Source organism: Ruminobacter sp. RM87, assembly GCF_000701925.1.
GTDB classification, from domain to species: Bacteria; Pseudomonadota; Gammaproteobacteria; order Enterobacterales; family Succinivibrionaceae; genus Ruminobacter; species Ruminobacter amylophilus.
In genome coordinates, this window is the sequence record NZ_JNKD01000075.1 from 1 (window position 1) to 10,535 (window position 10,535).

General features: G+C 44.8%; 10 protein-coding genes. 7 read left to right on the forward strand and 3 right to left on the reverse strand.

The window, feature by feature from the left end; translation table 11 throughout:
* On the reverse strand, nt 1-206 hold a 206-nt coding region (locus T489_RS13740; RefSeq protein ID WP_037319772.1), incomplete at its 3' end, for a hypothetical protein.
* 282 nt (nt 207-488) lie between these two features.
* On the opposite strand from T489_RS13740, the gene T489_RS0111100 reads away from it, so the two are divergent.
* Nucleotides 489-1,079, forward strand: a complete 591-nt coding sequence (locus tag T489_RS0111100; RefSeq protein ID WP_031580105.1) for a sugar O-acetyltransferase — start codon at nt 489-491, stop codon at nt 1,077-1,079.
* Between the two features lie 123 nt (nt 1,080-1,202).
* On the opposite strand, the gene T489_RS0111105 is transcribed toward T489_RS0111100, so the two are convergent.
* Nucleotides 1,203-2,357 (reverse strand): N-acetylmuramoyl-L-alanine amidase family protein, encoded by a 1,155-nt coding sequence (locus T489_RS0111105; RefSeq protein ID WP_031580106.1) that lies wholly within the window; start codon nt 2,355-2,357, stop codon nt 1,203-1,205.
* 546 nt (nt 2,358-2,903) lie between these two features.
* On the opposite strand from T489_RS0111105, the gene T489_RS0111115 reads away from it, so the two are divergent.
* Both T489_RS0111115 and T489_RS0111125 read left to right on the forward strand, forming a co-directional pair.
* Nucleotides 2,904-3,125, forward strand: coding sequence for a YdbC family protein (locus tag T489_RS0111115; RefSeq protein WP_031580107.1), 222 nt, complete (start codon nt 2,904-2,906; stop codon nt 3,123-3,125).
* 317 nt (nt 3,126-3,442) lie between these two features.
* Nucleotides 3,443-5,080 (forward strand): AAA family ATPase, encoded by a 1,638-nt coding sequence (locus T489_RS0111125; protein WP_031580108.1) that lies wholly within the window; start codon nt 3,443-3,445, stop codon nt 5,078-5,080.
* A gap of 190 nt (nt 5,081-5,270) precedes the next feature.
* Here T489_RS0111125 and T489_RS15640 read toward each other — a convergent pair whose 3' ends face one another.
* The gene (locus T489_RS15640; protein WP_255327010.1) at nt 5,271-5,402 is read right to left on the reverse strand and encodes a hypothetical protein; all 132 of its coding nucleotides are present in this window, start codon (nt 5,400-5,402) and stop codon (nt 5,271-5,273) included.
* Between the two features lie 639 nt (nt 5,403-6,041).
* Here T489_RS15640 and T489_RS0111140 point away from each other — a divergent pair.
* The 4 genes from T489_RS0111140 to T489_RS0111160 all read left to right on the forward strand — a co-directional run bounded on the left by T489_RS0111140 (nt 6,042) and on the right by T489_RS0111160 (nt 10,443).
* Nucleotides 6,042-7,277 (forward strand): Bcr/CflA family multidrug efflux MFS transporter, encoded by a 1,236-nt coding sequence (locus tag T489_RS0111140; RefSeq protein WP_051622065.1) that lies wholly within the window; start codon nt 6,042-6,044, stop codon nt 7,275-7,277.
* Between the two features lie 115 nt (nt 7,278-7,392).
* On the forward strand, nt 7,393-8,301 hold the full coding sequence (locus tag T489_RS0111145; RefSeq protein WP_031580110.1) for a PHP domain-containing protein: 909 nt from the start codon (nt 7,393-7,395) through the stop codon (nt 8,299-8,301).
* A 709-nt stretch (nt 8,302-9,010) separates the two neighbouring features.
* Nucleotides 9,011-9,556, forward strand: a complete 546-nt coding sequence (locus T489_RS0111155) for a helix-turn-helix domain-containing protein (RefSeq protein ID WP_031580111.1) — start codon at nt 9,011-9,013, stop codon at nt 9,554-9,556.
* Entirely contained in the window at nt 9,553-10,443 is an 891-nt protein-coding gene (locus T489_RS0111160) for an IS3 family transposase (RefSeq protein WP_031580112.1), read from the forward strand. Before T489_RS0111155 ends, T489_RS0111160 begins: the two co-directional genes overlap by 4 nt.
* The last annotated feature ends 92 nt before the right edge of the window (nt 10,444-10,535 follow it).

Here is a 10,535-nt window from a genome sequence, read left to right on the forward strand (position 1 = left end):
TGTTCGTCAAGAAATTCAGAATTCCATTCTATGACGCCTTCAGTTCCGCCACCGACAATCTTGCCCACGGTTTTATTCTGCCCCGGTACCCTTCTCGGCTGTCTGAGTGTTTTGTCCCAGGCAATCTTATACGTCGTGACATAAGAGTATTTTCCCTGATTGATAATCATGAGAGGTGGTAATTTCGGAGTGTCTGTTACGGCCATAAAATCATCCATATAAACATACAATACATATGTTTATATTATACTGCAAAAAATTATGGAAGTCTCGTGTTTTCTATAACTTCCATAAAATTATTTTTCGTATATGTTTAAAACAGCAAAGTTTCGGGAGTACGATGCCTTTTGCGCAGGTTGACCGTATCATCTCAGAAATTCAGATTTAAGGAATGCATGTTATCTTCGACAGGTTTCATGAAGATGGTGCGGATTATCTGCTTTTTTTCGGTTATACTGCCTGTCAGGCAATAAGTAACAGGGGAGCTTATGACTGAAAAAGAAAAAATGCAGAAGCAGATGCTTTATGACGCCAACTACGACAGGGAACTTATCCGCGAGAGAGCGGCGGCGAAAGAGCTGTGCTACGATTTCAACAGTCTCCGTCCGTCGGACGAAGAAGGACAGCGTCGAATCATGCGTGAGCTTCTCGGCAGAACCAGGGAAGCCTTTACAATCGTCGCTCCGTTCTGGTGTGACTACGGATATAACATTGAAATCGGCGAGAACTTTTTTGCAAATCACAACACGGTCATTCTTGACGGCGGTAAAGTGATATTCGGCGATAACGTGTTTATTGCTCCCAACTGCGGATTCTATACCGCAGGTCATCCGACTGATGCCGAAAGAAGAAATGCGGGACTTGAGTACGCATATCCCATTACCGTAGGTGACAATGTCTGGATAGGTGCGGGAGTGCAGGTAATGCCCGGAGTTAAAATCGGCAGCAATGTCGTCATCGGCGGAGGCAGCGTGGTGGTAAAGGATATCCCGGACAATTGCGTGGCGGTAGGGAATCCGTGCCGCGTGGTAAGAGCCATTACCGATGAAGACAGAAAAAGATGCTGGGACAGAAATTAACTTAAGGCCTTTACCGGACTGATTTATAAAAAGAAGACTGCAGAAAAGAAAATCTCTGTTTTTCTTTCTGCAGCCTTTCTGATCGGTAAAAGGAGTTAAAAATCTCCGTTTATCAGATTTCTGTTATTTCTCCGCTTCAAAATACGCATCGATGCCGTCAGCCACGGCTTTAACGTATCTGTCCTGAAAATCTGGATTCAGAGCCATTTCCTCATCTCTGGGATTGGTGATTACCGCCGTTTCGAGAAGCACGGCCGGAATGCTGCGGCGCAGTATGTAAAGATTGCGGCGGTCATAGACTGCAAGGTCGTCATTTACCAGAATCATTCTCTTGTCATTTCTGTGGTACAGGTTGGGCACCATTCTGCTGTTCTTAAGATATGAGCTGATGGCATATGACAGTATGTATGATTTCCGAAGCTGCGGGTTTCCGTCGGAAATCATCACGCAGTAGCCGTTAGCCCTGTCCGTTCTGCAGGTCTTGTTTTTTGTCCATTCGCAGTCCTTCTCATGAACCGAGTCATGATGCAGGGATACAAGGATGTCATGTTTTCTGATTTTCGCCACTCTGTTTTTTAGCGGTGACTTCTCCAGAAGGGTACGGGTGAAGTCCACGGAGTATCCGCGTTTTCTGAGTTCCTTTTCGAGCTTCAGGGCCAGATTATGGTTGAGTACGAATTCACTGACGCGGTATTCGGTGGAGACGGCTCCGTAGTCTTCATAATCATGTCCCGGATCCAGCAGTATGCTGATGGAGGAGTGCGCGGCCACGGCTTCTCGGGAATAAACGGTCTTGGATATTTCCTTTGGTGATTTTATCTTTATGTCAGGGGTGGCGAAGGCTTTGTTTATGCTTTCGGGATTAATCTTTCCCTTCTTTTTCTTTCCGCCTTTTTCCTTCGGGGAATCACTGTTCCGCACGTTCTGTTCTGCCGTAACGGAAGTTTCGTCGAAGGCATCATCAGGCTGGGTTTCATCACCGGCATTCTCTTCAGGTTTGTTATCGGACGGATCGGCGATGATTAGGAGCGAGCCCGGAGTGCTGCCGGGCTGATGTTCGTTTTCCGGACGGGAAAAAGCGTCCGGATGGAGGCAGTTTTTCATAACATGGGTGATGGTATCCGTTCCGTGACCGTTAACGGCAGCCTCATCCCCGGCCTGAACTTCAGGACATAGACACATGGCGGCAATTAAGGCGGCGATTCCCGGAACGCCGGTTTCTGAAAAGAATCCCTTTCCCGTAAACAGAGACTTAAGTAAATTCCCGTCCTTTGACATGAAAAACCTCCTGAAGATGACATACGGTAAATATTCTAACGTTTACCGTTCTCCCGTTACAGTACGGCGTTGCACTGTTGCTCGGAAGGTCAAAAAAAATCGTGAAGCAGTATCCGTTATTTCAGCTTCATTCCGTATGCCGAAGCTTTTTCCGGTTAAAACAGACTGAAACTGTCTGAATTCTGTTTTGATGGTATTAAATAATTATATTTATCTAAAATAATCTATTTATGAATATTCCCGATGGTTAAAATAGATATTAAGTTAAATAACGATTTTTATTTATTAGAAAAGCAATTAAGATAATAAAAGTGTTTGTTTTATAAAAATATTTTACAATTTTTTCAAAAAATGAGACATCGTATACAGATGTGCAAGGCAATTAATGAAAGAATATAACGCACAATAAATCAGCTTATGATGTTCCGCAGGTGAATAAAGGAGTGAAAACGGTTGGTTTTCAGAACGGCGGAGCACGGAGAAATAAAAATAGCAAAACCGGAAACTTATAAAAATAATCAATAATTAATACCATAGGAAAGACTAATGACTGATATCAAATTTGAAATAGTAGAGGAGCTGGCTGTTATTTCCGAAAACCCTAAGGGGTGGCGCAAGGAGCTTAACCTTGTTTCCTGGAACAATGCCGCCCCTAAGTACGATCTGCGTGACTGGGCCCCTAATCATGAAAAGATGGGCAAGGGCGTAACCATGACCAAGGATGAGCTCAATTCACTGCGCGCGGCTCTTGGTTCAATCGCAGGATGATTTCCCCGTGAATATCAGCGGGGATGCCCCGGTGTTTCCGCTGATATTCTTTTTTTTGCTACATGCGCTGCCGTACGCTTTTTCTTATGAAAAACACCGTTACCGGCAGTTTCCTGAAAATCAGGCCGGAAACGCCTGATTTTTCTGAAAACGGACGGATGCGTTCAGCATAATCCGTGAATCCTGCAATAAATTCAGGCTGAAACCTTTTAATACAAGAAATTTTGTTACAATACTGTATAATATGCATTGAATTGTACGATGTGTGTTTAAACGATTTCTGTTTTTCAGAATAATTATAAAAACCGGTATTGCAGATGCTGATTGATGTAACTCAGGATAATCTTTATATTTCTCTCTGTTCACGCAAGCTCAGAGCCGACAAGACCTCATACATTGAAGAGGTCGACAATGCTGTTTCAGAAGGTCACAATTTCATATCCCTGTGCGCACCGGGCGGACTGGGCGTGTCCACCTTTGCCGACATGGTAGGGGCTTTCTACAATGAAAAGACCGAGACCTCCGTATTCTGGGGAACCGATATAGTCAAGTCTGCGGACACTTTCGCCAAAAGAGGCAGGTACGCGGTACTTACCTTTGATTTCATGGAAGTTAACAACACCACTCAGTACAACAGATTCATTACCGACCTCTGCGAACAGACCGCACAGGCCATCAGGACTCTTTATCCTGAAACCGGAAAACTGCCGAAATACGACTGGGCGGCACAGCTTAAGACCCTGAGTGCTGATACCGGCAGAAAGCTGGTGCTGATATTCAAGAATTTTGACAGGGTACTGCGCTTTGTAACCCGTACCGCTGATTTTCTGAATGCCTGGCGCAGGCTCTGGGCAGGTCTTATCGAAAGCAGCCGCAGGGACGGTTTTATCTATCTTGCCCTGGCAGGTACCCACATTCCCGGGATTACCGATATGCTGGTTCATCCTGAACATCCGGGGGCAGGTTCACTTTTCTACAATCTTTCCTCAGAGAAGCAGACCGGTTCTACCCGCATGTTCGGCTGGTGCGGTATCACCTTCGAGGAAATGACCACCATTCTGAAGGCAAGCTTCTCCGAACTTGATTCCGATGAACTGTACGACTGGTGCGGTCATTATGACGGGGGACTGGTAAAGCCGAGCACTCTGTTCACCTCAATTGAGGCCAGGGACATGTTCATCACCTCCAATGTGAGCAATGCCATCTGGTTTGTGAGAGACAGTCTCGGCAGCGGAACCGGAGCCTATCTTCTCTGCGGTGACATCGGCGTGGCCAGACTTCTTAACGGAGAAGTGGTGAACATGAAGGAGGTCAGCCAGTATGATCCCCGCGTAAATACCGGCTACGCCAGGGAAATCTATGCCTATACCAGAAGATTCCTGCAGATTCTCTATGCGGAGGGGCTGGTATCACTGGTAACACAGACTGACAGCCGTCTTGACGTGGCGGAACTGGTGAATACCGAGATCGTTATGGCGGTGGCAGATGAGGTTAACTCCAACAGTGATTACCTCAGAGACCTGTGTTCTCTGGTTTCACGCAGGGAACAGATTGAGCAGGCGATTGAGGATGCTGATGCCTCCGTGCTCGGCGAAGTGCTGAGGGATTATCTCCTGCTGCAGAAGAAGTACCTCGGAAACCGCAGCAGCATAACCATCTGGCAGGCGGTTTATGACTTTATTTCCGATATGGAAAACTATGAGATTATCACCTTCGGCAACATCTTCATTCTGAAGGATATCGGCGGTTCCGAGAGCTATTCGGTTATTGCCGTGGCCGTGAATGTCGATGAAAACAGATTCCTTGATGAAACTCTTAACCTGAGACTCAGATCCGGCGCCTTCAGAAAGCTGATTAACGGTTACACCGGCAGAATCTGTGTCATGGCCTATAATTTTGTTCTGTCAAACGACAGCGAGCCAAAGGTTTCAGCGCGTTCGGCTCTTCTTGCCTAGGCGTCATTCATTTTTCAGATCTGCTGCGAAGCGGTGTCAGGACTGACTGACACCGCTTCGATCTTCATGGGGTCTGTATTGTCGTTTTTTCCGGAGAATCAGGAGGTCATTACGGTCATGGTCTTTTTAATCAGATTTACTGAAGCCTGCACATCCCCGTCCATTTCAATTCCGTTTAAATACATCAGGCTCAGAATAAAAAATGCCCGGCACGTCCCTGACTTAAAGCGCCTTCCCAACCCTTGCCGTCAATTTCGATCATATAGAATTTTCCATCAGGCGTAATTTTTGCCGAATATTTTAAATAATCTTGAACGTTCATATAAATTCCTTTAAGATGTCTAAGAAAGCCTCATATTTCAGAGGCTTTTAAAAATCACTTCAGAGATTGGCTGATTATAAGCCTTGCGAGCGATTCACCAATCTCTTTGTGACGCGGTATGGTAAACATATAGCCATTCCTGCTGTACCACTTATCGTGGTTCGAGCCTTTTCCTGGCTTTGCTCCGTTTGCACATACCGCTTTTTCAGGGGCCGGCTTCCTGATTTTTACCTAATTGCTTTTTTTTCAAGGCATCACCGGCATTAAGCTGTTTATCAGACTTTATGTCTGGTATAAATATAAAGTACTTTGTTTATATGTAATACATGCGACATACATGTAAATCATTTATTTTTACGTACTCCATGAAGTGGAATCTGGACTGAATAAACAAAAAAAGACCTGAAACCTGTAATGCCTCTGCAAGCCGGACAAACCTGCGGGAACTTTTTATTTTGAGTGCCGGGCGTTTTTCAGAAAATCAGCTGCGGCAATGTGTGTTAAAATTAGTGCCCGGATTCATTCCCGTTTCATGAACCTGATAATGAAGTCCGCCGCCAAATCTGAAAAGGCAGGGCTTTCCGCCGGGATCATGACAAAGTTAAAAACCAGGTCGCCGTCAATGGAGTATAAGTGCGTATGTCTGATGCCAAATTCATTAAAACAGTTCTGATTCTCTGTTTTGCCAGCTGTGTGGCGCCTCTTGCCACGGATATGTATCTGCCGTCGCTTACCACTATTGCCGGAGTCATGAATTCCTCCATTAACGATATGCAGCTTACCGTAAGCGTATTCTTCGGAGGTTTTGCCGTGGGGCAGCTTTTTTACGGTCCGGTATCCGATGCCCTGGGACGCAGGAAGATAATTCTGGCGGGAACTCTGCTCTTTACCCTGGCTTCTCTCGGAGCCGTGCTTACCACTGATTTCAGGGTGTTTTTCTGCATGAGACTTCTTCAGGCTTTAGGCGGAGCCGCCGGAGCGGTAATCGCCAATGCGGTGATGAAGGATATTTTCAGGGGAACACAGTTCAACAGAGCCATAAATCTTTCAATGATAGCCATGAGTCTTGCTCCGCTGGTGGCTCCGACACTTGGCGGTTTCCTTGCCGGTTTCGGCTGGAAATACTGTTTCTATCTGCTGACCTTCATCGGGGTGATGATTCTGATATTCATAGGCTTCGGTATAAAGGAATCGCTCCCCGTCGAAAACAGACAGCCTCTTAATTTCAGAGCCGTGGCCGGAAACTACCGCCGAATCCTGGGACATCGCGGTGTCTGCGGTTCGGTGCTGGCTCAGGCCATGAACTGTGCCGCCATGTTTGCCTTTATTTCCGGGGCCTCTTCCGTGTATATGGGAATTTACGGTCTGGACAGCATGACCTTCGGCATCGTGTTCGCCATGAACGTGGTGACCATTATGACAGTGGTAAGCTTTACCGGTTTCTTCGTTAAAAGATTCGGCTTCATGCCTACTTTCCTGAGTGCTCTCTGTCTGAGTGCCACAGGCGGAACCCTGCTTCTCGCAGGCGCACTGGTGGAGGTCGAGAGCATCGTACTGGTGATTATTCCGGTGGTGATGACCGTGTGTACGGTGGGGCTTGTGGGGGCCCTCAGTACCACCTACACTCTGGGCAAGTTTCCGGAAATGACCGGAACCGCTTCGTCCGTAATGGGATTCATGCGTTTCGGACTCGGTTCAATTGCCGGACTGGTGTTCAACTGCATTCCCGGTAAATCAGCGGTACCAATGGCAGGAACCATGTTCGTACTGTCAGTCGGAGCACTGCTGGTGTTCCTGTTAAGCCGCAGATACCGCAGGGACGATCCGGCGATTCCCGGAGCCGTGAAAGAAAAGGTGACTGCTGCTGAGAAATAAAGGCTGACGGCTTTTCTAAGCAGTGCGTATGATGTAGGATATCTACGGAAAATACTGCGGATACGTCAGCATGCTGAAAGCTGAATTACGGTGATAACAGAATTAAGGAGGTCTCATGAGTGAGGCTTGTGAAGGTTTAAAACTGGATTTGCACAATCATTCCAACAGGTCAGACGGAGCACATACTCCCGCCGAGGTCGTCAGAAAGGCTGAAGCCGCCGGCATCAGAGTGTTCGGTCTGTCCGATCATGACAATGTATCCGGAATAGATGAGGCATATGAGGAATCCCTGAAGACCTCGGTAAAGCTGGTGGCCGGTGTTGAGATTTCCACTCCGAAAAAGATTCACATTCAGGGACTCTGTCCTGACATCAGAAACGAATGCCTCACATCTCTTCTGAAACAGCAGGACGAAAAAAGAAAGGAGCATACCAGGGAGCTCTGCCGGAAATTGAATGCCGCGGGAATCATGGCCGATTACGATGACCTGATGAACTCCTTTCCCGGAACCGTAAACAAGTACAGCGTATCTCAGTATCTGCTGAAGAAAAAGCTTGTTAATCTCAGTTCTCCGGATGATGTATATCGTAAATATTTCGGGATCGGCGGTGAGATACAAATCGGGGAAGCCGGCTGGTGTAAAATGGAAGAGGCTGTTGAATGCATTCTGAAGGCCGGAGGTATTCCCGTTCTTGCCCACATCTGGCGTTACTTTGATCCTAAAAAGCCTGAAAACACCAGGGAAAGAAGACTGGAAAAAATGCATGATCTGGCTGAACGCTTCAAAAAAGCAGGCGGCGAGGCCATGGAAACTCTGGGATGCAGACAGGGGGAGACGGAAGATTTCAGGTACGAACTGACTTATCCTACAGAGCTTGCTCTTGAGTTTGATCTGTATGCTTCCTGCGGTACCGATTATCACATGGACAGCAAATCTCCTTTAGGAGCCGAGTATGTCTTTGATAAAAGGCTCAAGCCCGTATGGATGCACCCGAAATTCCATTTCTACAGGCCTGAGAACTGATTACAGTTCTTGCGGCTTCCTAAAAGGAATCAGAAGATTTTGCGGTTGAACGGATCCGCGCGGCAAAGGTGAAAACATGAAACGAAAGGATCGGGTAATGCGGAAGGATGAGGTCAGAGTCATGAAGATTGCCAGAGAGGCTCTTTTTGAATTCATTTATGAAAAGTTCATTGAGGAACAGTAAGAGTTTCCTGATGCTGAAGCCGCGTCAGTGTCTGATTTCTTCGATATTGATCCGTCATCCGGAGAATTCATTTTCTGCGCCATTGAAGGTGAGGATGAAAACGGCAATCTGCAGACACTTCCAAAAAAGTTGATCTTAAAAAGGTAATGCACCGCATTCCTGATACCGCATCCTCGATGGTTTCTTCAGAAAAACGCTGCCGTAAATATACCACTGATGAGCTTGAGAATCCGTCAGAAGACTGAGTCACCGCATCAGGGCAGGGGAATCCGGGCTGCCGCGTTCAGCTGATTCTTATACGATATACAATTACGGATTGTTGCCGGGACCTTATTTTAGGAGGCCATAAATCAGTTTTTCTAGTGGAATTTAATCGTTATATCAAAGCAAGCCACATTTTGGGGCTTTTCACGGAAGTGTTGGAAGCTGACTTATAAAAACAAACAGGTATATTAATAACACAAAAGCAGTAACCTGTAGTATGAACCCCGTTATTGATCACTTGATTGATAACGGGGTTTTATTATGAAATTAACTTATGAACAAAAGTTATTAGTTATTGAAGATTACTTTAAGATTGGTTCTTCATCGACAGCAAATAAATGGGGGTTGAATTATAATTACGTAAGAGAATTAGTAAGATTACTTCAAAATAATTCCTTGCAGGCTCATGGTAAAAAAAATATATATACACCAGATTTCAAAATTAAAGTTGCTAAAGCATATGCTAATGGAAAAGGATCATTACGTGAATTATCAATTAAATTTGGAATACCGAGCAATTCGATAATAATCAAATGGTATGATATTTATCAGTCACAAGGCGAAGAGGGACTGAGAAATATGAAAAAGCAAGGTAGACCAAGAAATTCAGAAACAAAATCAACTAAAAGCAAGGTAAAGGTAAATGTAGATAAGCTTCTTCAATCAGAAAAATCATTTTCAGAATACTCTCCAGAAGAAGAAAAAGCCTTAAAAGAAGAACTTCTAAGACTTCGCTGCCATGAAGAATTCTCAAAAAAATTCGAGGCCTTAGCCCAAGACTATCTAAGAAAGAAAACCAACAAATAAAAGCTCAATTAGTGCTTGAGCTAAGGCCTAAATACCCATTCAAAATGCTTTTAGAAGAAGCTCATATGAGTAGAGGATCATACCTTTACCAGCTGCGTAAAGCTCCTTCTAAGTGTTTAGATGCAGTCTATAGTGAGCAGATTGCTGCAATCAGGAAGATTCATTCTGATAGCAAGGAACGCTATGGATACAGACGTGTAATGTATGCCTTACGCAACCAGGGCATGCATCTGAACCACAAGACAGTTCATAAGCTGATGCATCACCTGCGGCTTCAGGGGGCTCATCCTAAAGTATATAAGAAATACAACTCTTACAAAGGTACTGTAGGAAAGATAGCGCCAAACATACTTAACAGAGAGTTCAATCCTCCTAAGCCAATGACCAGCTTTGCAACAGATATTACCGAATTTGCCATTGCAGAAGGTAAGTTATACCTGTCACCAATCATTGATATGTGTACCAATGAGATTGTTGCCTATGATGTTGCCAGACATACAACCTTTGACCAGATTAACCGTATGTTAAAACGATTTGAAAATGTACTCGAAGAGAATAAAGTCTCAGGAGCTTTAGTTCATTCAGACCAAGGTTGGCAATACCAGCATATCAATTATTGCAACTGGCTTAAAAAGCATAACCTAATCCAAAGCATGTCCAGAAAAGCTACTACTCATGACAACATCATGATTGAGATATTCTTTGGAAGAATGAAAGTTGAAATGTTTTATGGAAAAGAAAAGACCTTTAAGGACTTAAACGACTTAGAGAAAGCTATTAAAGATTATATAAATTGGTACAACACTGACAGAGTTTGTAAAAAGCTAAAAGGCCTGTCCCCAATTAATTTCAGGAAACAAGCCTTAAATTCTGTTAGTATGACCTAGAAACTTAAGTGATCAATTTCTGGGGCCATACTACCTGAAGGTCACTGCTTTAAAAAATTCTCAGGATGTTTTCTATTTACAGAAAGATTTTC

What these genes read in the sequence shown, in the direction of transcription:
- T489_RS0111100 (WP_031580105.1), top strand. Translation starts at nt 489, where the DNA reads ATGACTGAAAAAGAAAAAATGCAGAAGCAGATGCTTTATGACGCCAAC.
- T489_RS0111105 (WP_031580106.1), bottom strand. Translation starts at nt 2,357, where the DNA reads ATGTCAAAGGACGGGAATTTACTTAAGTCTCTGTTTACGGGAAAGGGA.
- T489_RS0111115 (WP_031580107.1), top strand. Translation starts at nt 2,904, where the DNA reads ATGACTGATATCAAATTTGAAATAGTAGAGGAGCTGGCTGTTATTTCC.
- T489_RS0111125 (WP_031580108.1), top strand. Translation starts at nt 3,443, where the DNA reads ATGCTGATTGATGTAACTCAGGATAATCTTTATATTTCTCTCTGTTCA.
- T489_RS15640 (WP_255327010.1), bottom strand. Translation starts at nt 5,402, where the DNA reads ATGAACGTTCAAGATTATTTAAAATATTCGGCAAAAATTACGCCTGAT.
- T489_RS0111140 (WP_051622065.1), top strand. Translation starts at nt 6,042, where the DNA reads ATGTCTGATGCCAAATTCATTAAAACAGTTCTGATTCTCTGTTTTGCC.
- T489_RS0111145 (WP_031580110.1), top strand. Translation starts at nt 7,393, where the DNA reads ATGAGTGAGGCTTGTGAAGGTTTAAAACTGGATTTGCACAATCATTCC.
- T489_RS0111155 (WP_031580111.1), top strand. Translation starts at nt 9,011, where the DNA reads ATGAAATTAACTTATGAACAAAAGTTATTAGTTATTGAAGATTACTTT.